Genomic DNA, 25,547 nt, shown 5'->3' with positions numbered 1-25,547 from the left:
TGTTGGGCCACGCGTGACCCATGGCGAGCGGGCAGTGCCCGGACGGCGATCACGTGGTCTGACGATGCGCGCCGTCGTTCCCAACGCGATTACCGCCGCTGCGCTGTGCATCGGCCTTACGGGAATTCGTTTCGCTATCGGCGGCGATTTCGATCGCGCCATCCTTGCCGTGATCGTCGCGGGTGCGCTTGACGGTATCGACGGCCGGATCGCCAGGCTGCTCAAGGCGCAAAGCCGGTTCGGTGCCGAACTCGACAGCCTTGCCGATTCGCTGTCCTTTGGCGTCGCCCCGGCGCTGATCCTGTTTCTCTGGTCGTTGCAGGACCTGCCGCGTCTCGGCTGGTTTGCGTCGCTGGCTCTGGCGCTGTGCTGCATGTTGCGGCTGGCGCGCTTTAACGCACAAATCGATGTCGAGGAACAACCCCACAAGTCGGCCGGGTTCCTGACCGGTATCCCGGCTCCTGTCGGTGCTGGCGTGGCCTTCCTCCCGCTTTACCTGTCGCAGGCGACCGGCGAGCAGGTATTTCGCGATCCGCTGCTTGTCGGCCCTTGGGTCGTGCTGATCGCTTTCCTGATGATATCCAACGTCGCGACCTTTAGCTGGACGTCGATCAAGCCGGCCCGTTCGGTACGCATCGAACTGATCGCGCTGATCGGCCTTTTGGGCGCGTTCCTGTTCCTCGAACCGTGGTGGACGCTGGCTATCGTGTCGATCGCCTATCTCGCGCTGCTTCCCTTTAGCTGGTTGCGCTATGCCAAGGTCAGGCGGCAGCGCTTAACCCTGCGAAGCGAACCGAAGGACGCCCTGCCGGAATAATTCGCGCCGGAATAATCGGGGCTGACACGATCCTGTGCACGGTCGCCGGCTGGCGAACCGTGGGTCGGTCGGCGATTTCGGGGAACACCAGCGGATGGCGAACGCGCCGGTCGCCATCACGAAGCACGGGCAACAGGTCGAACAGCAGGCTGCCCAGCAATGCGCAGGCAACCATCGCGACCCCGACGAAGAAAAACAGCACAACGAACGACATCAGGCTCGACAACATCGCAATGAACCCCTTTTGTTCCCCCGTTCCTTCCGCTATGCAGACGGAACGGAGTGCGAGACGCGCCGACTGAAATACGGCGCTAGGTAGTTTCCCTGATTCGCATTGTTCTCTTTTTGTTCTAATCTGTCAAGCGCCGTCGATGCGGCAGATCGCCTGCTCCTGGCCGGCGCGGGGGCTTCCATTTAATGCAAAGGGCGGCTAAGGGGCCGCTCGTCCATGACGGATTCGGCATTCCAGCCGGTGTCGTCGCGGGCGAAATCCACATGGAAGGCACACATCACCGGTGCCTTGGCGGGCCCATCGCGGTGCTGTCACGGTCATCCGTCTTCCAGAGGCTCAACCGGAAAGGAATGAATTATGGCGTCCACTGGCGTCACCATGCAGCAATTGATCGAGGCCGGCGCACACTTCGGCCACCAGACCCACCGCTGGAACCCGCGGATGAAGCCGTACATCTTCGGCTCGCGCAATGGCGTTCACATCATCGACCTGTCGCAGACCGTGCCGCTGTTCCAGCGCGCGCTCGACTTCGTTTCGGCGACAACGCAGGCCGGTGGCAAGGTGCTGTTCGTCGGTACCAAGCGTCAGGCGCAGGACCCGATCCGCGAAGCAGCGCTGTCGTGCGGTCAGCACTTCGTCAACCACCGCTGGCTGGGCGGCATGCTCACCAACTGGCAGACGGTTTCGAAGTCGATCAAGAAGCTGAAAACCATCGAGGAAAAGCTTTCGGGCGAAATCTCGGGCATGACCAAGAAGGAAATCCTCGACCTGACCCGCAAGCGGGACAAGCTCGAGCTTTCGCTGGGCGGCATCCGTGACATGGGCGGCATTCCGGACGTGATGTTCGTGATCGACGCCAACATGGAAGATCTCGCCATCAAGGAAGCCAACGTGCTTGGCATTCCGGTCGTGGCAATTCTCGACACCAACGTCGACCCGAGCGGCATTTCCTTCCCGGTTCCGGCCAACGACGACGCCTCGCGCGCCGTTCGCCTGTACTGCGACGCGATTGCTGCTGCGGCCCGCAAGGGTGGCAACAAGGGTGTTGCCGATTCGGGTGTCGACATCGGCGCAATGGCCGAGCCGGCTGCCGAAGAGGCGACCGCCGAAGCCTAAGGCCAACAGGACGGGGCGCGGAATTGTCACGCGCCCGTCATGATTTGCTGTTCAGTGCGCCGGGCCGCCATGGTGCTGCCCGGCGACACTATCATTTTAAAAAAGGACATGAGCGATGGCTTACACCGCCGCTGACGTGAAGGCCCTGCGCGAGAAGACCGGCGCGGGCATGATGGATTGCAAGAAGGCGCTGACCGAAACCGACGGCGACATGGAAGCCGCGGTTGATTTCCTGCGCGCCAAGGGCCTTGCCGCCGCTGCCAAGAAGTCCAGCCGCACCGCGGCAGAGGGCCTCGTCGGCGTGGCCGTTTCGGGCACCAAGGGCGTGGCGGTCGAGGTCAACTCGGAAACCGACTTCGTCGCCAAGAACGACCAGTTCCAGGATTTCGTGCGCAAGACCACCGAAGTCGCGCTTGGCCTGGCCGGTGACGATGTCGAAGCGCTGAAGGCCGCCGCATACCCCGACGGCGGTAGCGTCGGCGAAAAGCTGACCGGCAACGTTGCGACCATCGGCGAGAACCAGCAGGTTCGCCGCATGAAGACCGTTTCGGTCTCGCAGGGCGTCATCGTCCCTTACATGCACAACGCCGCCGCTCCGAACCTCGGCAAGATCGGCGTTCTCGTCGCGCTTGAATCCGATGCATCGGCCGACGCGCTCGAAGCGCTGGGCAAGCAGCTGGCCATGCACATCGCCGCAGCATTCCCGCAGGCGCTGACCGCAGAAGGCCTCGACGCCGAGATCATCGAGCGCGAACGTTCGATCGCCCGTGAAAAGGCGGCCGAAAGCGGCAAGCCCGAAAACGTGCAGGAAAAGATGGTCGATGGCGCCGTCGCCAAGTACGCCAAGGAAAACGCACTGCTATCGCAGGTCTTCGTCATGGACAACAAGACCCCGATTCAGCAGGTCGTCGACCAGGCAGGCAAGGAAGCCGGCACGAAGATCGTGCTGAAGGACTACGTCCGCTTCCAGCTGGGCGAAGGCATCGAAAAGGAAGAAAGCGATTTCGCGGCGGAAGTCGCGGCTGCCGTCGGCGGCTGATCGCTCGCACCTGTGCGAACCACGAAAATGAGGGTCGGCGAGCATCGCGCTTTCCGGCCCCCTTTTTCGTTGCGTGAGCGATCATCGCGTCTTGGTGGCGCGGACAGGCGGCATGGCGCGGGGACGGCGGAGCGCGCTCGCACCGGTCATAGCCCGATAAAAAACAAACATGATTGACTTGTCTTGACACGGGTGTAGCTTTTGACCTGATTCAGGGCGCTGCACAACGTGGCGCCTGGACAAGGCTGGCACTGTTGCCCGGCGCGTAACGCGTCGGGTGCGATCGATGACCGGCCGCGAATTAGTGGAGAGGCAAAAATGCGCGTCGAACTTAAACCACAACCCGGCAATGCACTCGTCAACCTGGCCGAGGATTACAATTCCGACCTCATCAATGCGGCCAATACGTTTGCGCTTGCACCCTATCGCCATTCCACGTTGCCGCTGCGCCTGTTTGAGGCGTGCCGCATCGCGACGGCGGTGATCAACGGTTGCATCGTCTGCAAGAACTGGCGTTCGCAGCGCGATCTGCCTTTGCTGGGCGTTAATGAACAGGCCCTCGACAAGACGGAGCAGCCGGACGAGACGATGTATCAGGCCGTCTTGTCGAACGACCTTTCGGCGCTCAGCCCCAAGGAGCGTGTTGCCGTCCGCTATTCGCAGCGGATGGGCGAAGACCCGCAAGGCCTTGCCGAAGATGAGGCGTTCTGGGCCGAATTGAAATCGCAGATGACCGACAGCGAAATCGTCGAGCTGACGTATTGCACCGCCGCGTGGATGGGCATGGGCCGCGTCGCCCATGTTCTAGGCACCGATCTTGAGGCCTGCAGCGTCGGCGGGCCATTGGCCGAAGCGGCCTGATAGCCGTTTTCTGATACCTGAGCTCTCATCGAGCAAACCTGATTCCTCTCGGTCCGGCGCCACGCACCTGTTTCGTGGCGCCGGACCGAGACCGGATCGGTGGCGGGTCGATTGAGTGGATGGTTGTGATCGGCTAAGCTGAAATCGGGTCGCTCCCATGCCTTTATGGCACCCTGGGGGGCAGCGCGAATGAAGTGGGTGGTCCGAATATTCACGGCTTTGTACGTGATTGCGCTCGGCCTGTTTCTGGTCGGTACGTTCGGCTGGTTCGGTCAGGAACCGGATCCGATGGCGGGTGTGTTCCTTATGCCGCTGGGCATGCCTTGGAATCTCTTTTTCGAAGGCGACGACACGTTCGGTTTCCTCGTCGCGTTGATGGCGCCGGCGATCAATCTGGGCATCTTGTGGATGGTCTGCGATCTGGTCGAAAGCCGCGAGGATTGACCGCCTGAGCGGGCGTGTCATGCTCGTGCCAGCGGCTGGCCCCCGCGCGGACTGGAAAAAATCGCACATTGCGTTCGGGATAATCGGGCGTTCGGGATAATCGGGCGTTCGGGATAATCGAGCTTTCGCGGTATCGGTTCACGAAGCTCTGCCTTTCCCCTTTCCCCCCGCGCGCACCCGCGCTAGGGACGCGGCACTGTCTCTTTTGTAACCGGGTCCCCCGTTCCCCATGCTCCTTGCCGATACCAAACGCATCCTTTTGAAGCTTTCGGGCGAGGTGCTGATGGGCGACCAGCAGTTTGGCATCGACACCGACTTCGTCGCCAAGCTGGCGGGAGAGGTCAAGGCGGCCAAGGAAACCGGCCTCGAAATCTGCCTCGTCATCGGCGGCGGTAACATCTTTCGCGGCATGGCGGGTGCGGCCAAGGGCATGGATCGCGCCCAGGCCGACTATATGGGCATGTTGGCGACCGTCATGAACGCACTGGCGATGCAGTCGGCGCTGGAAAAGCTGGGTGTCGAAACCCGGGTGCAGTCCGCGATCCAGATGGATCAGGTGTGCGAACCGGTGATCCGTCGCCGCGCCGAACGGCACCTTGAAAAAGGCCGCGTCGTGATTTTCGCCGCCGGTGTCGGCGCGCCCTATTTCACCACCGATTCGGGTGCCGCGCTGCGTGCCGCCGAAATGGGCTGCGACGCTTTGTTCAAGGGAACCAGCGTCGACGGCGTGTACAACGCCGATCCCAAGAAGGACGCAAGCGCGACGCGTTACGACACCATCGATTACGATACCGTGCTGGCCGAAAACCTTAAGGTGATGGATGCCAGCGCCGTGGCCTTGTGCCGCGACAACGACATTCCCATCGTAGTCTTCTCCATCCGCGAGCGTGGCAATCTTGCCCGCGTGCTGGCAGGGGACGGCATCCAGACCATCGTGCGAACCGGCGCGAACCGGTCGGCATCCTGATCAAGTAGAGAGGACCCATCATGGCCAAATATGACAAGGCCGATATCGAGCGCCGCATGGCTGGCGCCGTCGAATCTCTGAAAAGCGACCTTTCGGGCCTGCGCACCGGACGCGCCAACGTGTCCCTGCTCGATCCCGTGGTTTGCGAAGTCTATGGTGCGATGATGCCGTTGAGCCAGGTCGCCACCGTATCCGCCCCAGAACCACGCATGTTGAGCGTGCAGGTTTGGGACCGTTCGAACGTGACCGCGGTCGAAAAGGGCATCGCCCACGCCGGCCTGGGTCTCAACCCGATGATCGACGGCCAGACCTTGCGCCTGCCGATCCCCGACCTGACCGAGGAGCGCCGCAAGGATCTTGCCAAGCTGGCCGGAAAATATTCCGAAGCGGCGAAGATCGCGATCCGCAACGTCCGCCGCGACGGCATGGAAATGCTCAAGGAAGACGAAAAGAAAAAGGAAATCTCGGAGGACGAGCGCAAGCGGTCCGAAGATGACGTTCAGAAGCTGACCGACAAGTACGTCGCAGAGGCGGACAAAGTCGCCGACGCGAAGGAAAAGGAAATCCTCAGCCAGTGACCGCTGCCGCGCCACAACAGGCGCAGCTTGGCGCAAAGGGGCGCGGCGCAACCCCGCGCCACGTCGCCATCATCATGGATGGCAACGGGCGCTGGGCTAAAAAGCGCCTGCTGCCGCGTGCGATGGGTCATAAAAAGGGCGTCGAGGCCGTGCGCCAGCTTGTCCGCGCGTTGCGCGATACGGATGTCGAGGCGCTGACGCTTTATGCCTTCAGCACCGAAAACTGGGGCCGCCCCGCCGATGAGATCGCGGACCTGACCGCGCTGATGAAGCATTTCATCCGCTCCGACCTAGACGAAATTGCCGATGCGGGCGTGCGGCTCAACATCATTGGCGACTATTCCGCCTTTGACGAAGAAGCCGTGGCGCTGATCGACGGGGCGCTGGAACGCACCGCCGCGAATACCGCCGTAACGCTGACGATCGCGCTGAACTATGGCTCTCAGGCAGAAATCGTGCGGGCCGCCCGCGCCGCCGCCGCCGAAGGCGAAGTGACTGAAGAAGCCATTGCGCGCCATCTCGACACTGCGGGCCTGCCGCCGCTGGACCTGTTGATCCGGACATCGGGCGAAGTGCGCCTGTCGAATTTCCTGCTGTGGCAGGCGGCCTATGCCGAGCTTTATTTCACCGACGTGCTCTGGCCCGATTTCAGCCCGGCGCATTTTCGCGAGGCGCTGGACCATTTCGCCGGGCGGGAGCGTCGCTATGGCGGACGTTGAGGCGCAAACGCGCGTGACGCCCGAAGGGCGGCGCAATACCGACCTGCCGAAGCGAGTTGCATCCGCCGTCGTCATGGTCGCGGTCGCGGGCTTTTGCCTGTGGATGGGCGGCTGGCTGCTCGATGCGTTCATCGTGATCGTGGCGGCGACGGCCTATTACGAATGGCAGCGGATCATACGCCGGATGCGGCTCGAAATCCCGCTTTCGGCCGGGGCAACGCTTGTCTGGATGCTGGCCGGCGCGCTCTACATGGGTGTCGCGGCGTGGCTGATGGTGGCGATGGAAGTACAGTATGTCGTCTTTGCGGTGTTGGTGACCGCATTTATCGACACGTTCGCCTATTTTGCGGGGCGCACCATCGGCGGGCCGAAAATTGCGCCCAGCATCAGCCCGTCCAAGACATGGGCCGGGCTGGGCGGCGGTATCGTCGGCGCGACTTTGGCGCTGGTGCTCTTTATGGGCGTTTCCCATGCCTGGACACTGGGCATGTTCGATGGCGGAGCCAACGTGAAGGACACCACTTTCGTCGTGTTCGGGCCGACGCTGATCGTATCGGCACTGGCCGCGGGCGCGGTGCTAGCGGTGCTGGCGCAGACGGGCGACTTTTTCGAAAGCTGGATGAAGCGCCATGCCAAGCTGAAGGATTCGTCGCAGCTCATTCCCGGTCACGGCGGCGTGTTCGACCGGATCGACGGGCTGCTGCCGGTCGCGATCCTGGTCGGTGCGCTAATGCTGGTGGCATCGTGATGCGCACGATCTCGGTTCTGGGCGCCACGGGTTCCGTCGGCGCCTCGACGCTCGATCTTATCCGCCGCGAACGCGACAAGTGGCGCGTCATCGCGCTGACCGCCAATTGCAGCGCGGTCGACCTTGCTCGTCTGGCGCGGGAATTCGATGCGGAAATTGCAGTCGTGGGCGATGAGGGCTGCCTGCCCGAACTGCGCGAGGCGCTGGAGGGAAGCGGTATCGAGGCGGCGGGCGGACAGCCTGCGCTGATCGAGTCGGCGGCGCGCGGCGCTGACATCACCGTGGCCGCGATCGTCGGCTGTGCCGGGCTCGCCCCCACGATGGCAGCGATCGAACAGGGCGGGACCATCGCGCTCGCCAACAAGGAGGCGCTGGTCAGCGCGGGCGAAGTCATGACCGCCGCTGTCGCACGGCATGGCGCGACGCTGCTGCCTGTCGATTCCGAACACAACGCGATCTTTCAGTGCCTTCATGGTGAAGACCTTGCCGACGTTCGCTGGATCACGCTGACCGCAAGCGGCGGGCCGTTTCGCGATGCGACGCTGGACCAGATTATCGCCGCGACTCCGGCACAGGCGGTCGCGCATCCCAACTGGGACATGGGTGCGAAGATCAGCGTCGATTCAGCCACGATGATGAACAAGGGACTGGAATTCATCGAGGCGTTTCACCTCTTCCCGGTGGGGCTGGATCGGTTGCGCATCATCGTCCACCCGCAATCGGTCGTGCATTCGATGGTCGAATACCGCGACGGCTCGACGCTGGCGCAGCTTGGCCCGTCGGACATGCGTGTCCCTATCGCCAGCGCGCTGGCATGGCCGCGCCGGATGGATACGCCGTGCGAACCGCTCAATCTGGCCGCCATCGGCACGCTGACGTTCCGGGCGCCCGATGAAACGCTGTTTCCCGCAACCCGGGTCGCCCGCGAATGCGCGCATGCGGGCGGGGCGGCTCCGGCGGTTCTGAATGCCGCCAACGAAATCGCCGTGGCTGCATTCCTTGCCGGTAAGATCGGGTTCACCCGCATCGTGGCACAGTGCGAGGATGTGCTGGCCCGCGGCATTCCCGCCGCGCCCGCCTCGCTTGAAGACGTAATCGCCGCCGACGCCGATGCGCGTCGGCAGGCCTTGGGACTTTTGGAGCGCGCCTGACGCGTACGGGAACAAGCCTGACAGCACGATGTTCGAAAATCCCAATTTCCTGACCGCCGTGCTCGGCTTCATCGTGGTGCTTGCGCCATTGGTGGTCGTGCACGAACTGGGTCATTACTTCGTCGGCCGCCTGTTCGGGGTAAAGGCTGAAGCGTTCTCGGTCGGGTTCGGCAGGGAATTGCTGGGCTTTACCGACAAGCGTGGAACGCGGTGGAAGCTGTCGGCCCTGCCGCTGGGCGGTTACGTCCAGTTTGCTGGCGACATGAATCCGGCGAGCCAGCCGACCGAAGACTGGCTGGCCCTGCCAGACGAAGAGCGGGCGCAGACCTTCCAATCGAAAAGCCTTGGCGCGCGGGCGGCGATCGTCGCCGCCGGGCCGCTGACCAACATGCTCGTCGCGATCCTCATCATCGCGGGCTTTACCATGGCATTCGGGAAGATCGTGGCAGAGCCGGTCATCGGCGAAATCATGCAGGATTCGCCGGCCGCGGCCGCCGGAATGAATCTGGGCGACCGCATCGTGTCGGTCGACGGGACGCAGATCGACAGTTTCGACGACATCCGCGAACATGTGATTCCCTATCCGGGTGAAACGATCAACATCGTGTGGCAGCGCGACGGGCAAGAGCAGAGCGCCGAGGTCAAGCTTGACACCCATGTCGAGATCGACCGTTTCGGCAACGAATTCCGCATGGGCCGCATCGGCATCGGCACGGACGCCATCCGCACCGACGAGGTCGGCCCATTCGCGGCACTCGGCGAAGGAACGCGCCAGACGATTGCGATCATGAAGATGTCGGCGGTCGGTCTGTGGCAGATCGTCACCGGCCGGCGCTCGCTGGACGAGCTGGGCGGCCCGGTAAAGATTGCGAAATACTCCGGCGAACAGCTGGTTCAAGGCTGGTTCGCCTATATCGCGTTTGTCGCAATGATCTCAATTAACTTGGCATTCATTAACCTCCTGCCAATCCCCGTCCTCGACGGCGGGCACCTCGCATTCTATGCGTTCGAGGCGGTTCGTCGCCGGCCGGTATCGGCGAAAGGGCAGGATATGGCCTTTAGAACCGGTCTGGCACTTATTCTCGGCCTGATGGTATTCGTGACAATTCTGGACATCACCTCCCTCGACATCTTCGGTAGTTGAGCCAGCCCCGATCGGGGTGCGCCGGAACGGTCCGGCACGGCGGCAATCGCGGATAATCGCAAGGCTCGGGTTGATACTGGGACAGCCATCGGGCAGAGGGCACGACACGCCGGAGGCGGGCCATATCGGCGCGCCGGGCAGGGACATTTGCCGGGTCCGCGCGACCGCGCGGGCATGTATGTACAGGAAGGCATGTTGGATGGCCGCAAAGGCACTTGGATCGCAGCGTTTCTCGGGCCGTAAGGTGGGGCTGTTCAGCGCGCTTCTGGCGGGCACGGCGCTTGTGCCCGCAACCGCGATTGCACAGCAGGTGGTGGCCGTCGAAGAGCCGGGTGCGGCTGAGCCGACCGTCTCGCAGCAGGCCATCATCCGCCAGATCGCCGTCGCCGGCGCGCAGCGGCTGGAGGCGCAGACGATCCTGTCCTACGTCAAGATGCGACCGGGCGACGTCTATACCGAAGCGGCGGCCGACAGCGCGCTGAAGGAGCTTTACGCGACCGAACTGTTCTCGGACGTGAAGATCCGCGAAGAAGGCGGCAACGTCGTCATCCAGGTGGTCGAAAACCCGATCATCAACCGCATCATCCTCGAGGGGAACAAGAAGCTCAAGGAAGACAAGATTCTTCCCGAGATAAAGCTTGCCCCGCGTCAGATCTACACCCGTTCCAAGGTGCGCGCCGACGTCAACCGCATCATCGAGCTGTACAAGCGTCAGGGCCGCTTTGCCGCGACGGTAGAACCCAAGGCCGTCACGCTCGACCAGAACCGCGTCGACATCGTGTTCGAGATCAAGGAAGGACCCAAGTCCAAGGTCCGCCAGATCAATATCATCGGGAACGAGCATTTCTCCGACGGCGACCTGCGCGGCGAGATGCTGACGAAGCAGACCAGCACGCTTTCCTTCCTTAAAGGCGGAACGAGCTACGACCCTGACAAGCTTGCCTTCGACCAGCAGAAGCTGCGCCAGTTCTACCTGACGGAAGGTTATGCCGATTTCCGGGTCGTGTCGGCCATCGCCGAACTGACGCCGGACAAGAAGGACTTCATCATCACGTACGTGGTGGAAGAAGGCGATCGCTATAAATTCGGCGACGTATCGGTCGACAGCGAGATTCGCGACTTCGATTCGGAGGGGCTGACTAAGACCCTCGTTATGAAGAAGGGCGACTGGTACAACGCAGAAATGGTGGAAAACACCATCGAAGGATTGTCCGAAACCATTGGCGCTTTCGGTTATGCCTTTGCCGAGGTCGATCCGCAGTATGAGCGGAACAAGGACGACCTGACGATGGGCGTCAAGTTCCGGATCGGCAGTGCGCCGCGCGTCTATGTCGAATCGATCGACATCAACGGCAATACGCTGACGCAGGACAAGGTGATCCGCCGCGAATTCCGCCTCACCGAAGGCGATGCGTTCAATTCGCTGCAGGTCAAGCGGTCGACCAACCGCATCAAGTCGCTGGGCTATTTCCAGGAAAACTTCGAAGTCGCGCAGGAGCAGGGCTCTGCGCCCGACCGCGTCAAGCTGATCGCCAACGTCGAGGAGAAGGCGACTGGCGAACTCCAGCTTTCGGCCGGTTTCTCCAGCCTCGAAAGCTTCATCCTCCAAGGCTCGATCCAGCAGCGCAACTTCCGCGGTCGTGGCCAGACGGTCGGCCTGTCGCTGAACTATTCGCGCTATTCCAAGGCTGCGCAGATCAGCTTCACCGAACCGTACATGTTCGACACGAGCATCTCGTTCGGCGCGGATATCTATCGCCGCGACTATAACAGCTTCAACTACTTCAATTCTGACCGGAACAACACGTACCAGAACACGACGACTGGCTTCTCGCTTCGCGCGGGCACCCCGCTGAGCGAGTACATGACGCTGATCGCGCGCTATTCGCTGAACCTCGAGGACGTGACGCTGGGCAACCAGTATTTCCGCGACACCGATGCCGACGGTGATCTCGAATGCGATCCGCTGGTGGCCGGACGATACCTGTGCGACGCGCTGGGTAAGCGGACGAGCTCCATCGTGGGCACGTCGCTGATCTACGATTCGCTCAACAATCGCGTTCGCCCGACTCGCGGCGAACGTCTGGTGGGCAACCTCGACTTCGCCGGCCTTGGCGGCAACGTCCATTATGCCCGCGCGCGTGCGAACGCGGCCAAATACTGGCCGGTGCTCAACGGCTTCGTCCTGTCGATGCAGGCCGAGGGTGGCTACATCAAGTCGCTCAAGAGCCGCGGCATCGATGGCACCGACGACGTGCGCCTGACTGACCGTTTCTTCCTTGGCGAACCGGATTTCCGTGGCTTCGACATTCGCGGCGTCGGTCCGCGCGTCGTGCGGACGCGCTTGACGGCGGACGAGGACGGCAATTTCACCGTGGCATCGAAGGACAACCAGACCGACGACGCGCTCGGCGGACGCATGTACTACAAGGGTCGTGCTGAGCTTGAAATTCCGCTCGGTTCCGGTGCGCGCGAAATGGGCCTGCGTCCTTCGATCTTTGCCGACATCGGAGCGGTCTGGGGTCTGAAGGACCCGAACGTGACGTCGATCGCCAACCCGCTCTATCTGCAACGGGTCGATGCAAACGGCGATCCGCTCGCGGCACCGATCTATACCAACAACCCGATCGCGCCCGACGGCGAGACCAGTAATACCCTGTACATCTCGCCTTTCACAGAAGAGTACCTCGGAGATACGCCGAAGCCGCGTCTGGCGGTGGGTGTCGGCATCAGCTGGAACTCGCCGTTCGGTCCTCTCCGGCTCGATTTTTCCAAGGCCCTCCTCAAGGAGGAAGGGGACGACATCAAGTCCTTCAGCTTCAACGTAGGAACCCAATTCTGATGAAGACTTCGCACAAGATCATCGCCGCGGCCCTCGCTGCCGCTGCGCCGGTTGCTCTTCCGGTTGTCGCAACCGCGCAGGTCGCGCCCGGCATCGGCATCGCCAATCCCGATGCGATCGTCGCCAATTCGGCGGCCTTCAAGCTGGCCGAACAGCAGCGCCCGACAACGTACAAGGCGCAGCTCGACGCCGCCGAAGCACGCGGCAAGCAGTTGCAGGCACAGATCGAACCGCTGGTGAAAAAGTACCAGACCGATGCGCAGGTCGCCAAGCCGAACCAGGCCGCGCTGCAGCAGCAGGCCCAGCAGATCCAGGGCATCCAGCAGTCGGGCGAAGCGGAATTGAACCGTATGCTTCAGCCGGTCGCCCTGTCGCGCGCCTATGTGCTCGAACAGATTTCGGACAAGCTCCCCGCAGCCATGACCGCTGCACAGAAGCGCCGTAACATCACGCTCGTCCTGAACCCGAGCGCGATCGTCGCTGCCGATCAGGCCTACAACATCAACCAGGACGTGCTGAACGAACTCAACAAGCTGTTGCCGCAGGCACAGCTGGTTCCGCCCGCCAACTGGAAGCCCGCCGCCCAGCGCGAGGCCGAAGCCGCACAGGCCGCCCAGCAGGGCAATGCCGCCGCCGGCGGTCGTTAAGACACTGTAATTGGGGCATACGATGAGCGAGACGGGCTTCGACCTGACCAAAGTCCTTGAACTCCTGCCGCATCGCTATCCGATGCTGCTGGTCGACAGGGTGGTGTCGCTGGATCCGGAAACGGCAATCCATGCGGTGAAGGCCGTCTCGTTCAACGAAGACTTCTTTCAAGGGCACTTCCCCGGTCGCCCGATCATGCCGGGCGTACTGCAGGTAGAGGCGCTGGCGCAGGCAGCGGGCTTGCTCGCGATCAAGGCGATGGGCCTCGAAGGTTCAGGCAAGCTCGTCTACTTCCTTGCCATCGACAATGCGAAATTTCGCGCACCGGTCACGCCGGGCCATTTGCTCGACCTGAAGGTCAGCTTCATCCACAAGCGGGCTCGGATCTGCAAGTTCGCGGGCACCGCCTCGATCGGCGACACCGTGACGTGCGAGGCGGAGTTCACCGCCATGATCGAGAAGTAGGCCGCAAGCACACGCCAGACCTGAGCGTCGGACCTTTGCGCCTCAAGACTTGCGCTTTCCGGTTTTCGCCGCTAAGCGCCCCGCTTTCGAAGAGACAACCCCCGTGCCGCCGGTCGGAACCGGCGCATTAACGGAGACTACCGCCATGAAGGCCGATACCCACCCCGATTACCACATGATCAAGGTCCAGATGACCGACGGCACCGTGTTCGAAACGCGCTCTACCTGGGGCAAGGAAGGCGACACGCTGGCGCTCGAAATCGATCCGACCAGCCACCCGGCATGGACCGGCGGTACGCGCGTGATGAGCGAAGGCGGCCGTGTCGCTCGCTTCAATCAGCGCTTCGGTGGGCTCAAGCTCAAGAAGTAATCCGGCCAGCATACCGGATATGAAATCGGGCGGTCCTGCAACGGGCCGCCCTTTTCGTTTGCGGCGCCGGCCTCTAAGCGGGAACCGGGTCGCGGGCGAACCGTCTGCCTGTCACACGGTTCGAAAGGAAATATCTTGCCCTCAGGTCTGGTCGCGCTGCTCGACGACGTATCGCTTATCGCGCGCGCCGCCGCGTCGAGCATGGACGATGTCGCTGCCGGAGCCTCCAAGGCCGGATCCAAGGCGGCTGGCGTCATCATCGATGATGCCGCCGTATCCCCCGCCTATGTGACCGGTTTCACGCCGCAACGCGAATTGCCGATCATCTGGAAGATCGCCAAGGGCAGCTTTCGCAACAAGCTGCTCATTCTCCTTCCTGCGGCGCTGCTGCTCAGCGAATTTCTGCCGTGGATCATCACCCCGTTGCTCATGATCGGCGGCCTGTTTCTGTGTTACGAAGGGGCCGAAAAGATCATCGAGAAGTTGGGCGGCGAAAAGCATGGAGCGACCATCGACGACGCGATCACCGATATCGCGGAGTTCGAAAAGCAACGCGTTTCCGGCGCGATCCGCACCGATCTTATCCTGTCGGCTGAAATCATGGCGATTTCACTGAACGAAGTGGCGGACGGTTCGCTGCTCGTTCGCGGCGTGGCGCTGGCCGTCGTCGCGATCGGGATTACGGTGCTGGTCTATGGCGCGGTCGCGCTGATCGTGAAGATGGATGACATCGGACTGCACTTGGGCAAGCGCACGCGGCCCGTAGCCAAGGCGGTCGGCCGTTTCCTGTTGTGGCTGATGCCGATCCTGCTGGTGTTCCTGTCGATCGTCGGTACGGCCGCAATGCTCTGGGTTGGGGGCGGGATCGTGTTGCATGGGCTTGAGGAATTGGGCGTCCATGGTCCGGCCGAGGTAGTCCACGTGATGCAATACGGCGTCGAGGTTGCAACAGGCGCGTTGTCGGGCGTGATGGGCTGGTTGACCTATGCCTTGCTCTCTGCGGGCTTCGGCTCGGTGCTGGGGACTATCATCGCGCTTTCGCTGCACAAGTTGCCCGCAATTTTCGGCAAAAGCGCACACTGATTGCGAAGGATTTTTTTCGTGACGGGGGACGCTTTCACCATCGGCATTGACGCGCGGCGATAAAAAACAATCATGACTGACTCGCAGGGGCCAATAGATAGGGCTTCCAACGCCGCGGAGAGCCGAACTTGGCAGAAACCATAAGACGCAAGACGGAGGTCGAACCGGCCCCAACGCGTCAGTCCATCAAGAGCGCCCAGACCCGCGCGCGCCTGATCGACGCAACGATCAACTGCCTCGTCAAGGTAGGCTTTGCGCGCACGACGACCCCGCTCGTTGCGGCCGAGGCGGGGCTTTCGCGCGGGGCCATGCTGCACCACTTCGAAAACAGTGCGACGTTGATCCGTGCGACGATCGTCGAACTGCACGAACGGCGCCTGCGGGCGTTCAAGCGTTCTTCGGAAACCAGTCGCCACAACCCCACGACGATGGTCGAAGCCTATTGGAAGCAAGTTCAGAAGCCGGCGTTCGCCGCGTTTCAGGAACTTGCCATGGCGGCCCGGACGCACGAGGATCTGGCCGAAATCATGCGCCCGCTGCAGATCGAATTCCGCGAACGCTTCAACGCCGAGGCGATCGCGCTTTACCCCGAATGGCAATCCGCGCCAGAACAGTTCGCGCAAGCCATGGCCCTGTCGCAGACGCTGATGGAAGGGATGGCGAGTGGACTGATGACCGGAGCGCTGGATCAGGCGATGGTCCCGGCACTGCTCAAGATGCTGGAGGACAATGTCCGAGCCATGCGGCCAGCTTCGTCCGAACAGGATCAGGCTTCAGCTGCGACCCCGGCTGCGGGAAAAATAAAAAGGCAATCATGACTGTCTTTTTATTTTTCCCGCCATAGGGTACTAAGCTCAGACCAAAAACGAAACCAAGAAGCGGAGAAGACCTGTGAGCGGACGCGGCAAGGGGCCCTTGGCGGGCGTCAAGGTGCTCGACCTGACGAGCGTGCTCATGGGACCATATGCCACGCAGATCTTTGCCGATCTTGGCGCCGACGTGATCAAGGTGGAAAGCCCGCATGGCGACACGACCCGGTACATTCCGCCGGGTCCGGACCATTCGCGCGGTGCGATGTTCCTAAACGTCAACCGCGGCAAGCGCAGCATTGTCATCGACCTGAAGCAGCCTTCCGGGCGAGACACGCTGTTGCGCATGGCTGCCGATGCCGACGTGTTCATCCATTCCATGCGGTCGAGCGCGATGGGGCGGCTGGGGCTGGACTATGCCGCACTGGCGGAGGCGAACCCGCGCATCATCTATGCCAACCTTTACGGATTTTCGCGCAACGGCCCCTATCGCGACTATCCCGCTTATGACGATATCGTTCAGGCCGCGTCGGGCATCGTCGATCTTCAGGCGAAGCTTTCGAACGGCCAGCCGACCTATACCGCCACCGTCATTGCGGACAAGGTTGCCGGCCTGACCGGCGCATATTCGGTGATCGCGGCGCTTTACGCCCGTGAAAAGACCGGGCGTGGACAAGAGATCGAAGTTCCGATGTTCGAAACGTTGGTGTCGTTCACGATGGTCGAGCATCTGTGCGGATCGCTGTTCGTGCCGCCGCAGGGGCCGCCCGAATATCCGCGTGCCACGTCAGAGGCGCGGCGCCCGTACAAGACGCTGGACGGGCATATTGGCGTGATGATCTACAACGACCGGCATTGGCAGAACTTCTTCGACGCGCTCGGCAATCCGGAATGGTCGAAGGACCCGATGTACGTTTCGATGCGCACGCGGTCGCAGAACATCGGGCAGGTGCTGGCCAAGGTGGCTGAAGTGCTGGAAACACGCTCGACCGAAGACTGGGTCGAATTGTTCCGCAAGGCGCAGATCCCGGCAACGGCGATCGCCAGCCTGACCGACCTGCTGCACGATCCGCATCTGGACCAGACCGGTTTCTGGGACGAGCGAGACACGCCGATGGGCACGATCCGTTTTCCCGGCATTCCGACTTCATTTAGCGACACGCCCGGCGCGATCGGCGATCCCGGCCCGGCGCTGGCCGGTGATAGCGCGGCGGTCCTGCACGACTGTGGTTTCACTGATGAGGAAATCCGCGACCTGATAGCGAGCGGGGCGGTGCAGCAAGATGAGTCCGCCGCATGAGCGGACCCGAATCGCACTGGCGCGAGGCGCTGGCGCAGGGCCGCTTCCTGCTTCAGCGGAACGCGTCGGGCGAAGCGGTATTTCCGCCGCGGGTGATGGCTCCGGGCACGGGCGAAGGCCCGCTCGATTGGTTCGAGGCTTCGGGTCAGGGCACGGTCTACTCCTATTCGTGGATCCAGCGTCGCCCGCCGGAGCAATCCTATAACGTCGCGGTCATCGATCTGGACGAAGGGGCACGGCTGATGAGCCGGGTCGAGGGCGTGATCGAGGGCGAACTGGCCATCGGCCAACGCGTTGCCGCCTATGTCGACCGCTCTGCCGAGCAGCCGATCATTCTGTTCCGGTTGATGGAGGAAACGGCATGAGCGATGCCTTCCCACGCGGCCGCACGTCCATCGCCGGCCTTGCCACTTATGGCATCGGCGAAGCGCCGGGCTACACCGCGATGGAGCTGACCGCCAAGGCCGGGCTGATGGCGCTGGACGATGCCGGGCTAATGCTGGCGGACGTCGACGCGCTATATATCTGCCAGCCCGACGATTTCTTTGCCGGGCTTACGTTCGCCGAATATCTCGGCATCCACCCGCGTTATACCGACAACAACCGCACCGGCGGCTCCGCATTTATGAGCCATGTGGCGAGCGCGGCACTGGCGCTGGATGCCGGGTACATCGACTGCGCGTTGATCGCTTATGGTTCGAACCAGCGGACCGCGGGCGGCAAGCTTTCGACGCCGATGACCAGCAACCGATGGGACGCGCCGTACAAGCCGCTGTTCCCGCTCACCTCCTATGCGTTGGCGACGCAGCGGCACATGCACGAATACGGCACGACGCGGGAGCATCTGGCTTCTGTCGCGTTGTCGGCGCGGGCATGGGCCACGACGAACCCGGAGGCTTTCGCCCGCGATCCGCTGACGATGGATGATTGCCTGTCCGCCCGCATGATCAGCACGCCGATCAGCCGGGCGGACTGTTGCCTTGTCACCGACGGCGCGGCTGCGATCGTCATTACCCGAACGGACCGCGCCCGCGATCTGGCCAAGCCGCCGGTTCCGGTGCTGGGCGCGGCGGCGGCGGCGTGGTGGAATTCGATCGTGCAGGCCGAGGACATGACGGTCACCGGCGCGAAGGAATCGGGTGCGCGGGCGATGGCCATGGCTGGTGTCACCCATGCCGACATCGGCACGGCGCAGCTTTACGACGCGTTCACGATCAACACGATCCTGTTCCTCGAAGACCTCGGCTTCTGCGGCAAGGGCGAGGGCGGGCCATTCGTCGCATCGGGCGCCATCGCGCCGGGCGGCAGCCTGCCGGTCAACACCAATGGCGGCGGCCTGTCGTACTGCCACCCCGGCATGTACGGCCTGTTCACCATGATCGAAGGCGCGCGGCAGATCAGGGGAGAGGCGGCCAACCAGTTGAGCGGCATCGACGTCGCGCTGGCGCACGGCAACGGCGGCACCCTGTCAAGCCAGGCGACCGTGATCCTGGGCAGCACGGCGACGCTGTGACCGCCAGCGCGCGCCTATTGCGACGCGGCGATCCATTCCTCGATCATCGGGCGGATCGCTTCGCCGACCAGTTCGAGCACCGGCCCGCCGTCCTTCGACAGGTAGGCCATCTGGCCATAGCGATGCTTGGGCGAGGCACCGGCGGCGATCAGCGTCCAGCCGTCGGCGACGAGCGTCTCGACCTCGTCACCAACATTGTCGACCCATGCGCCGACATGATCGGAGGATACGGCGCGCAAGGCATCGTAGGCCCCGGGTGCGAGAATCTCGATCAGTTCGAAATGGATCGGCCCCTGCCGCGAATAGGTCACCGCGATGCGCGCCTCGCTCCACCCGCCGGCATCGCCTTCCGTTGCGGGCAGCCAGACGCGGATCGGGTCGAAGGTGCGCACCGGTGCCCAAGTCACGCCAAGATCACGCTCCATCGCGGCCATCGCGGCGGCGAGGTCGTCGACGATGCGGCCGTGGTGATAGAGTTTGCGAAACGATTTCAAGGCTGGTTCTCCCATGGGTCGGTCATGCGATCCGATGGCGGCGCCGTGGGGCCGATAATCGGAAAGGGAATGTGATGACGGGACTGATAGTCGAAGATCATGGCCCCATCCGTGTGCTGAGGATCAATCGGCCACAGGCGAGCAATTCGCTTGATGCCGCAACCTCGCGCGCGCTGGACGAGGAGGTGACGGCAGCAGAGTCCGACGCCGCCATCGGCGCGATGGTGCTGACCGCGTCGGGCGACCGGGCGTTCTGTGCGGGCATGGACCTGAAGGAAGCTGCGCTGCACGGTGCGGGTCACGGCTTGATCCCCGGTCGCGGTTTCGGCGGCATCACCGAGCGCAAGCGGACCAAGCCGCTGATCGCCGCCATCAACGGCACGGCGGTCGCGGGCGGTTTCGAAATGATGATGGCCTGCGACATGGTGTTCGCCGCCGATCATGCGCTGATGGGGGTAAGCGAGGTGAAGCGCGGGCTGTTCGCTTTTGCCGGCGGGATTCAGCGGCTGGCACTGCAAGTCCCTCGCGCCACCGCGTTGGCGATGATCATGACCGGCGACCTCTTGCCCGCGCGCCGCCTTTACGAACTGGGCGTCGTGACAGAGGTCGTGCCCGCCGCCGAACTGATGGATCGCACGCTGGCAGTGACCGAACGGATGTTGCAAAACAGCTGGCAGGCGATCCGCAACGGGCGCGAACTGTACGAGATGTCCACGGGCATGACCATCGATCAGGCTCTGGCCGTCGGCAACGCATGGGGCAAGGCGACGCTGGACAGCGCCGACAGTCGCGAAGGCGTCACCGCTTATGCCGAAAAGCGCAATGCGGACTTCGCCAAGGACTGAACAGCGGCGGGTCATTGCGCGCGCATTCCACCGATCCCCATCGCGATGGCATGGTCGCAGATGCGGCGGATCGAGAGCCGCCGCGCGGGGCGGACCCAGCCATGGAGTGAATTGAGAAAGCCCAACAGGCAAAGCGCCGCGACCTTGGGGTCGAGATCGGGTCGCAAATCGCCTTCGGCCTGTCCGCGTGCGATCAGCCCTTCGATCAAGAGGCGATAGGACCGTTCGGCAGTGACAAATTCCTGCGCGCGGTCGGGGGCAAGGTGGCGGTGCGCCTCTATAAAGCTCGCGGTGAACACGCTTTCGGTACAGACATAGCGGGCATGCGCGGCGACGATCGCCTCGAGCCGGAGCAGTGCGGGCCCGTCCTCCTGCGCCAGCGCCGCCAGGGCATTGACCCCGCGTTCGTGCGCCTCGCGCAGGACGTGGACCAGCAGGTCGCTCTTGCCGCTGATGTAGTGGTACAGGCTACCCTTCAGCATGCCGAGCCGTTCCGCCACATCGCGCAGGGACGTGCCCTCATACCCTTTTTCCGCGAACAGTTCGGCGGCCACGGTCACGATTTCGGGCCAGCGATCCGGGCCCGATCGGCGGCGGGTCGCAGGCGGTGCGGTCTTCAACTGAACCACGACGGCGGTCATCTATCGTCTCCGGCTGTTTCACCCAAACGCGCGTTTGGCGGAAACCATAGCTCGAACGCGTAGTAAAAAACAATCATGGTTGACTGTTTAGACATTAAGCGCGTAGCATCGCAAGCGAAAGACAGGCCGAATCAAAAAACAATCCTGTCTGTTTGAGAAGACGCGATGCAGCGCCCGCGAACAGTGGGACGCATGAGAAGGAGAGATCGGTCGATGCTCGATCAGGTTACCGACCAACGCCCCGAAAACGATTTCGTCCGGATGGAGTACGAGCGCGAGCGCAAGGGTCCGCCCGAAGGCTTTCCCAGGCTGCCCGACATCCCCGGCAGCCGTTACACCGACGAAGAGTTCCTCGCGCTCGAAAAAGAGATGATGTGGGACAAGGCGTGGCTTTATGCCGGGCACGTCGATCAGCTGCCCGAAAAAGGCTCTTGGTTTCTGTGGCGCAATTCGGGCGTGCCGATCATCGTCGTCCGTACGCTTCAGGGAGAGATCAAGGCCTATTACAACACCTGCCAGCATCGCGGCGCGCCGCTTGTCACCGAAGACAAGGGCACCGATCGCGGGTTCGTCTGCGGCTATCACGGGTGGAGCTATACGCTTGACGGCAAGCTGACCGCCGTGCGCGACAAGCGCGATTTCGTCGATCTCGACTTCTCGTGCCGCAGCCTCGTGCAGGTGCGCTGCGAACTGCTCGGCTCGCTGATCTTCGTGAATAAGGACATCGACGCGCAACCGCTGATCGAGCACATCGGGCCGATGGCGGCGCAGCTGGAACAGTTCGATCTGGAAAACTTGCGCCTCGTCGACAGTCGCGAGTACGAGGTGGACTGCAACGTCAAGATCCTGCTTGATGCGTTTCTTGAAGTCTATCACCTCAAGTCGATTCACGTCAGCACGGTGGACCGGTTCCTCGATCACCGGGCGATGATCGTCACGCTCTGGCCGCAGGGTCACAGCCGTATGGCGACCCCGAATCGGCGTCCGGACTGGGTCGATCCCGGCACGGTGGGGATGCCCGAAATCGAAACGATCACCGAATTCCCGGCCAAGAACAACGTCAGCTATCAGATCTATCCCAACTTCGTCATGCCGCCCGCGCCGACGGGAATTCCGATCCTGCAGTTCTGGCCACTGGGGCACAAGCGGACGCGTGTCGTATCGAGCTGGCTTGCGCCCCACCACGATCCCGAAAACCCGCACCCGTTGTGGCCGACGCGGCTCAGCAACTGGGAGCGCATCCTGTACGAAGATCTGCAGTACGCCCCGCAGATCCAGGAATCGCTGGAAAGTCCCGGCTTCAAGGGCATGCCGCTCAATTACCAGGAACGCCGACTGTACCACTGGCACGAAGAGCTGGACCGTCGCATCGGCCTGAACCGCGTGCCGGAACATGCCCGGGTCGAACAAGTGCTGAAGGACTGGGTCCAGACGGACTGACCTGCGCAAGGCTGATCCAGTCCCAACGACAAAGACATATTCGGGAGAAGAAACCATGTCCGATCTGAACGGAAAGGTCGCCGTCGTCATCGGCGCGGCAAACCGCGACAACATGGCGCAAGTCATCGCGCGGCGCCTGGCGGCAGATGGTGCAAAGGTTGTCGTCGCCGGGCGCAAGGGCGAAGAGTTGCAACGGCTGGCCGACGAGATCGGCGGGCTGGCCGTGGCGAATTGTGACCTGACGAGCGAAGAAGACCTTGCCCGGCTGGGGCAGGCTGCGGTCGATTCCTTTGGCGGTGTCGACATCGCCGTGAACGCGACCGGTTGGGGCCTGTTGAAGCCTTTCCTCAAGACGACCAAGGAAGATATCGAGCGCATCACCGCGCTGCAGTTCACCGGCGCGTTCCTGTTCTACCAGGCGATGCTGCGCGTGATGCGCGACAACGGTTCGCTGATCCAGATTTCGTCGGCGACCGCGTCGATCATGCTGGAAGATCACGCCGCCTACATGGGCACCAAGGCCGGGGCCGACCATGTCATTCGCTGCGTCGCAAACGAATTTGGCCATCGCGGCATTCGCGCCAATTCGGTCGCCCCGGGCTTTACCGTCACCCCGATGACGGCTGGTGCGGCTGAGAATCCGGCCATCGTCGACACATTCACCAAGGAATATCCGCTGGGCCGCGTCGGCACGAGCGAGGACATTGCCGAGGCGGTTTCGTGGTTGGCCAGTGACGCCTGTTTCATGAGCGGGCAGGTGCTTCAGGTAAACGGCGGCCTGACCCTGCGCCGCAATCCCACCAACCGCGAGATCGTCACTGCGGTAAAGGCCGCCCGCGCGCAAGGAGCGGCACAATGATCCGCGGCGTCCACCACCTTGCGATATCGACGCCCGACCTTGAACGGTTCATCGACTATTATCACCGCTGGTTCGGGTTCGTTCGGGTCGGCGACGGCGCATGGGAAGTCGGCAACGAACGGATCGACCGTATGGTCGGCCTTTCGGACAGCACCGCGAAGTATGCGATGATCCGCCTTGGCAACCTCCATATCGAGGTGTTCCAATATGCCAGCAACGAACCGCAGGACGTGCGCCCGCGCATGTGCGACCGGGGCATTACGCACTTGTGCCTTTATTGCGATGACGTGATCGCGGAATACGAACGACTTCAGGCGCTCGGCATGCATTTCCACTGCCCGCCGGGTGATGGAACGCTGCGCGCGACCTATGGGCGGGATTGCGACGGCAATGTCGTGGAACTGCTGCAGATCGCCGGGCCGGAATGCACGTTCCAGTTCGAAGATCTGGCTGTCGTCTGACCTGGCTTGCGCGTGAAATCAGGCTTGGTGAATGCGCCGGATGATACCTATGGCGTTCGGCGATGAGTACTTGCGCTTGACCGATAGCAACCCCTTTCCCGACGACCCGCTGGTCGAACGACAGGGCCTGTTTGCGTTCGAAGAAACCGGTTCGGACAGGTTCCGCGTCGCCCCAGTGCCGAGCGGTCTGCTGCGTCAATATGGTGGCGCAATCACCGCGCAATGCTTTGCCGCCGCATGCGAAACCGTTGGGCCGGAAAAACAGGCGCACAGTCTTCACGCCTATTTCGCCAAGCCCGGCCTGATCGATAGGCCCAATGAATTCGCCGTTTCGCGGGAAACCGATGGCCGCAGTTTTGCCACCCGTTCGGTGCGGCTGACGCAGGATGGCGCACCGCTGATGAACTGCATGGTGTCGTTCAAGACGCCGGAGGATAGCGCCAGCCACGCGCTGCCCATGCCCGATGTACCTGCGCCTGAAACGCTCAAGCCGCTGGCCCGGATCGTGGAAGAGATGAAGCCCGATCTGCCTGTGCGGCATCATCCCTTCTGGACGCGGCGGCAACAGATCGACTGGCGCCCGGTCGAACCGTTTCGCTTTTTTGGCGGCGAGCCGATGGCGCCGCACCGCCATTTCTGGTTCCGCTTCGAGGGACCGGTCGAACCGGGCCTTCGCGTGCAGCAGCGGTTGCTGGTCTACGCCTCCGATCTCCACATATTCCACACCGGGATCGGTCCGCTGGGGCAAGGGTGGGCCGACGATTACATGCAGACGTCCAGTCTCGATCACGCGGTCTGGTTTCATGACGAATTCCAAGTGGACGAATGGCTGCTTTATGCGCTGGACAGCCCGGCTGCCGGCAATGCGCTAGCGCTGGGTCGGGGCCACGTATTCCGGCGCGACGGGGCGCTGGTCGCCACCGTCAGCCAACAAGGGCTGTCGCGAGTGCTGACGGAAAAAAGGGAAGGGAAGCTGTGAGCGAGGAGCCGTTCAAGGCGCGCGAACCATATCGCACGTTCGAGGATCTGACCGTTGGCGAAACCCGCGTGTCGAGCCCGCGCACCGTGACGCAGGACGAAATTCTGGAATTCGCGCGCAAGTATGATCCGCAGTGGTTCCACACCGATCCCGACGCGGCGAAACAGTCTGTGTTCGGTCAGGTCGTTGCCAGCGGCATCCACGTGCTCGCCATGTGGCGGCAGATGGACCACGAGATCAATTGGGACATCGATTGGGTTTGTGGCGTGGGCTGGGACGACCTTCGCCTGAAACGCGCGGTGCGGGCGGGCGACAAGATCCATGTGACGAGCGAGATCGTCAGGCTCGAACCGTCGAAGACGCGATCCGATCGCGGCACGGCGGTCACCGAATACAAGGTCCTGCTGGACGACGGGACGGAGTGCGTCACCTTCACCAGCATCAATCTCGTCTACACGAAAGAAGGCCGCCAGCGCGCGCAAGGTACCGCCCGCTGAAAGGATGAAGCGCGCCCGCCCAGGGGCGGACGCGCTTCCGGGGGATTACCTGCGCTGGTCGAACCTGCGGCCGAGCATGGCACCGGCGATATTGACCTTCTGGATGTCGATCGCGCCGCCTGCGATGCCCCAGCCCCATGCGTCGCGCAGGCGGCGTTCCATCGGGAATTCCTTGGAATAGCCGTAGGCGCCCATCAGCTGCATCGCATCGCCCGTGACTTCGCGCGAGATGGTGTTGGCAAAGCACTTGCCGGTCGAACTGTGGAGCACCGACGGCAGCCCCTCTTCGGCCTGTGATGCAGCGCGCCAGATCAGCAGACGCGCGGCTTCGACTTTCATCTGCATTTCGGCAAGCTTCAGCTGCACGGCCTGGAATTCGGCGATCGGCTTGCCGAACTGTTTGCGTTCAAGCACATATTCGCAAACATCCGCCAGCGCGCCCGACGCCTGCGCCAGCGACATCGTCGCATTGCCGCAGCGTTCGA

General features: G+C 62.7%; 30 protein-coding genes. 26 read left to right on the top strand and 4 right to left on the bottom strand.

Going from position 1 to position 25,547, the window contains the following annotated elements; genetic code table 11:
- Positions 1 to 64 precede the first annotated feature (64 nt).
- Positions 65 to 817 (top strand): CDP-alcohol phosphatidyltransferase family protein, encoded by a 753-nt coding sequence (locus EKN06_RS12315; RefSeq protein ID WP_127613336.1) that lies wholly within the window; start codon positions 65 to 67, stop codon positions 815 to 817.
- Here EKN06_RS12315 and EKN06_RS12310 read toward each other — a convergent pair.
- A complete protein-coding gene (locus tag EKN06_RS12310; protein WP_127613220.1) occupies positions 762 to 1,031 on the bottom strand; it encodes a hypothetical protein in 270 nt (89 codons plus the stop codon). The two genes, EKN06_RS12315 and EKN06_RS12310, sit on opposite strands and share 56 nt — an antisense overlap.
- Before the next feature lie 375 nt (positions 1,032 to 1,406).
- Here EKN06_RS12310 and rpsB point away from each other — a divergent pair, with 375 nt between their 5' ends.
- The 19 genes from rpsB to EKN06_RS12215 all read left to right on the top strand — a co-directional run bounded on the left by rpsB (position 1,407) and on the right by EKN06_RS12215 (position 18,846).
- Positions 1,407 to 2,165 carry a 30S ribosomal protein S2 gene (rpsB, locus tag EKN06_RS12305; RefSeq protein WP_127613219.1) on the top strand — a complete coding sequence of 253 codons (759 nt, stop codon included), beginning with the start codon at positions 1,407 to 1,409 and terminating at the stop codon, positions 2,163 to 2,165.
- 115 nt (positions 2,166 to 2,280) lie between these two features.
- Positions 2,281 to 3,204 carry a translation elongation factor Ts gene (gene tsf / locus EKN06_RS12300; protein ID WP_127613218.1) on the top strand — a complete coding sequence of 308 codons (924 nt, stop codon included), beginning with the start codon at positions 2,281 to 2,283 and terminating at the stop codon, positions 3,202 to 3,204.
- Between the two features lie 318 nt (positions 3,205 to 3,522).
- Positions 3,523 to 4,065: a carboxymuconolactone decarboxylase family protein gene (locus EKN06_RS12295; RefSeq protein ID WP_127613217.1), complete on the top strand. Its 543-nt coding sequence runs from the start codon at positions 3,523 to 3,525 to the stop codon at positions 4,063 to 4,065.
- A 189-nt stretch (positions 4,066 to 4,254) separates the two neighbouring features.
- Complete coding sequence (locus EKN06_RS12290) at positions 4,255 to 4,509, top strand: hypothetical protein (protein WP_127613216.1); 255 nt, start codon at positions 4,255 to 4,257, stop codon at positions 4,507 to 4,509.
- 229 nt (positions 4,510 to 4,738) lie between these two features.
- Positions 4,739 to 5,476, top strand: a complete 738-nt coding sequence (gene pyrH / locus EKN06_RS12285; RefSeq protein ID WP_127613215.1) for a UMP kinase — start codon at positions 4,739 to 4,741, stop codon at positions 5,474 to 5,476.
- A gap of 20 nt (positions 5,477 to 5,496) precedes the next feature.
- A complete protein-coding gene (frr, locus tag EKN06_RS12280) occupies positions 5,497 to 6,054 on the top strand; it encodes a ribosome recycling factor (protein ID WP_127613214.1) in 558 nt (185 codons plus the stop codon).
- Between the two features lie 74 nt (positions 6,055 to 6,128).
- Complete coding sequence (uppS, locus tag EKN06_RS12275) at positions 6,129 to 6,773, top strand: polyprenyl diphosphate synthase (RefSeq protein ID WP_127613335.1); 645 nt, start codon at positions 6,129 to 6,131, stop codon at positions 6,771 to 6,773.
- Complete coding sequence (locus EKN06_RS12270) at positions 6,760 to 7,521, top strand: phosphatidate cytidylyltransferase (RefSeq protein ID WP_127613213.1); 762 nt, start codon at positions 6,760 to 6,762, stop codon at positions 7,519 to 7,521. The genes uppS and EKN06_RS12270 overlap by 14 nt, the downstream gene beginning before the upstream one ends.
- Positions 7,521 to 8,672, top strand: coding sequence for a 1-deoxy-D-xylulose-5-phosphate reductoisomerase (gene dxr, locus EKN06_RS12265; protein ID WP_127613212.1), 1,152 nt, complete (start codon positions 7,521 to 7,523; stop codon positions 8,670 to 8,672). The genes EKN06_RS12270 and dxr overlap by 1 nt, the downstream gene beginning before the upstream one ends.
- A gap of 28 nt (positions 8,673 to 8,700) precedes the next feature.
- Positions 8,701 to 9,816: an RIP metalloprotease RseP gene (gene rseP / locus EKN06_RS12260; RefSeq protein ID WP_127613211.1), complete on the top strand. Its 1,116-nt coding sequence runs from the start codon at positions 8,701 to 8,703 to the stop codon at positions 9,814 to 9,816.
- Positions 9,817 to 10,015: 199 nt separating this feature from the next.
- On the top strand, positions 10,016 to 12,658 hold the full coding sequence (bamA, locus tag EKN06_RS12255) for an outer membrane protein assembly factor BamA (protein ID WP_127613210.1): 2,643 nt from the start codon (positions 10,016 to 10,018) through the stop codon (positions 12,656 to 12,658).
- Entirely contained in the window at positions 12,658 to 13,305 is a 648-nt protein-coding gene (locus EKN06_RS12250; RefSeq protein WP_127613209.1) for an OmpH family outer membrane protein, read from the top strand. Before bamA ends, EKN06_RS12250 begins: the two co-directional genes overlap by 1 nt.
- A 22-nt stretch (positions 13,306 to 13,327) precedes the next feature.
- Positions 13,328 to 13,771, top strand: a complete 444-nt coding sequence (gene fabZ / locus EKN06_RS12245; RefSeq protein ID WP_127613208.1) for a 3-hydroxyacyl-ACP dehydratase FabZ — start codon at positions 13,328 to 13,330, stop codon at positions 13,769 to 13,771.
- Positions 13,772 to 13,916: 145 nt separating this feature from the next.
- Positions 13,917 to 14,141, top strand: coding sequence for a 50S ribosomal protein L31 (rpmE, locus tag EKN06_RS12240; protein ID WP_127613207.1), 225 nt, complete (start codon positions 13,917 to 13,919; stop codon positions 14,139 to 14,141).
- Positions 14,142 to 14,276: 135 nt separating this feature from the next.
- On the top strand, positions 14,277 to 15,224 hold the full coding sequence (locus tag EKN06_RS12235; RefSeq protein ID WP_127613206.1) for a DUF808 domain-containing protein: 948 nt from the start codon (positions 14,277 to 14,279) through the stop codon (positions 15,222 to 15,224).
- Between the two features lie 128 nt (positions 15,225 to 15,352).
- Positions 15,353 to 16,042 carry a TetR/AcrR family transcriptional regulator gene (locus EKN06_RS12230; protein ID WP_127613205.1) on the top strand — a complete coding sequence of 230 codons (690 nt, stop codon included), beginning with the start codon at positions 15,353 to 15,355 and terminating at the stop codon, positions 16,040 to 16,042.
- A 73-nt stretch (positions 16,043 to 16,115) separates the two neighbouring features.
- Positions 16,116 to 17,333 (top strand): CaiB/BaiF CoA transferase family protein, encoded by a 1,218-nt coding sequence (locus EKN06_RS12225; protein WP_127613204.1) that lies wholly within the window; start codon positions 16,116 to 16,118, stop codon positions 17,331 to 17,333.
- Positions 17,330 to 17,698 (top strand): Zn-ribbon domain-containing OB-fold protein, encoded by a 369-nt coding sequence (locus EKN06_RS12220; protein ID WP_127613203.1) that lies wholly within the window; start codon positions 17,330 to 17,332, stop codon positions 17,696 to 17,698. The genes EKN06_RS12225 and EKN06_RS12220 overlap by 4 nt, the downstream gene beginning before the upstream one ends.
- Positions 17,695 to 18,846: a thiolase gene (locus EKN06_RS12215; RefSeq protein ID WP_127613202.1), complete on the top strand. Its 1,152-nt coding sequence runs from the start codon at positions 17,695 to 17,697 to the stop codon at positions 18,844 to 18,846. Before EKN06_RS12220 ends, EKN06_RS12215 begins: the two co-directional genes overlap by 4 nt.
- 14 nt (positions 18,847 to 18,860) lie before the next feature.
- Here the strand turns inward: EKN06_RS12215 and EKN06_RS12210 are convergent, their stop codons facing one another.
- Positions 18,861 to 19,340 (bottom strand): VOC family protein, encoded by a 480-nt coding sequence (locus tag EKN06_RS12210; protein WP_240654916.1) that lies wholly within the window; start codon positions 19,338 to 19,340, stop codon positions 18,861 to 18,863.
- A 74-nt stretch (positions 19,341 to 19,414) separates the two neighbouring features.
- On the opposite strand from EKN06_RS12210, the gene EKN06_RS12205 reads away from it, so the two are divergent.
- Positions 19,415 to 20,185 carry an enoyl-CoA hydratase/isomerase family protein gene (locus tag EKN06_RS12205; RefSeq protein ID WP_127613200.1) on the top strand — a complete coding sequence of 257 codons (771 nt, stop codon included), beginning with the start codon at positions 19,415 to 19,417 and terminating at the stop codon, positions 20,183 to 20,185.
- A gap of 11 nt (positions 20,186 to 20,196) precedes the next feature.
- On the opposite strand, the gene EKN06_RS12200 is transcribed toward EKN06_RS12205, so the two are convergent.
- The gene (locus EKN06_RS12200) at positions 20,197 to 20,826 is read right to left on the bottom strand and encodes a TetR/AcrR family transcriptional regulator (protein WP_127613199.1); all 630 of its coding nucleotides are present in this window, start codon (positions 20,824 to 20,826) and stop codon (positions 20,197 to 20,199) included.
- A gap of 213 nt (positions 20,827 to 21,039) precedes the next feature.
- Between EKN06_RS12200 and EKN06_RS12195 the strand changes: the two genes are divergently transcribed.
- The 5 genes from EKN06_RS12195 (at position 21,040) to EKN06_RS12175 (ending at position 25,062) form a co-directional block, all read left to right on the top strand.
- Positions 21,040 to 22,266, top strand: coding sequence for an aromatic ring-hydroxylating oxygenase subunit alpha (locus tag EKN06_RS12195; protein WP_127613198.1), 1,227 nt, complete (start codon positions 21,040 to 21,042; stop codon positions 22,264 to 22,266).
- Between the two features lie 55 nt (positions 22,267 to 22,321).
- Positions 22,322 to 23,125, top strand: coding sequence for an SDR family oxidoreductase (locus EKN06_RS12190; protein ID WP_127613197.1), 804 nt, complete (start codon positions 22,322 to 22,324; stop codon positions 23,123 to 23,125).
- The gene (locus EKN06_RS12185) at positions 23,122 to 23,586 is read left to right on the top strand and encodes a VOC family protein (RefSeq protein ID WP_127613196.1); all 465 of its coding nucleotides are present in this window, start codon (positions 23,122 to 23,124) and stop codon (positions 23,584 to 23,586) included. The genes EKN06_RS12190 and EKN06_RS12185 overlap by 4 nt, the downstream gene beginning before the upstream one ends.
- 76 nt (positions 23,587 to 23,662) lie before the next feature.
- Positions 23,663 to 24,565, top strand: coding sequence for an acyl-CoA thioesterase (locus tag EKN06_RS12180; protein WP_240654912.1), 903 nt, complete (start codon positions 23,663 to 23,665; stop codon positions 24,563 to 24,565).
- Positions 24,562 to 25,062, top strand: coding sequence for a MaoC/PaaZ C-terminal domain-containing protein (locus EKN06_RS12175; protein WP_127613194.1), 501 nt, complete (start codon positions 24,562 to 24,564; stop codon positions 25,060 to 25,062). Before EKN06_RS12180 ends, EKN06_RS12175 begins: the two co-directional genes overlap by 4 nt.
- A gap of 45 nt (positions 25,063 to 25,107) precedes the next feature.
- Here the strand turns inward: EKN06_RS12175 and EKN06_RS12170 are convergent.
- On the bottom strand, positions 25,108 to 25,547 hold a 440-nt coding region (locus EKN06_RS12170; RefSeq protein ID WP_276317287.1), incomplete at its 5' end, for an acyl-CoA dehydrogenase family protein.

Source organism: Croceicoccus ponticola (assembly GCF_004004515.1).
GTDB lineage: Bacteria > Pseudomonadota > Alphaproteobacteria > Sphingomonadales > Sphingomonadaceae > Croceicoccus > Croceicoccus ponticola.
The sequence above is the reverse complement of the archived record's forward strand: the minus strand, read 5'-3'. Positions and strand labels throughout refer to the sequence as shown.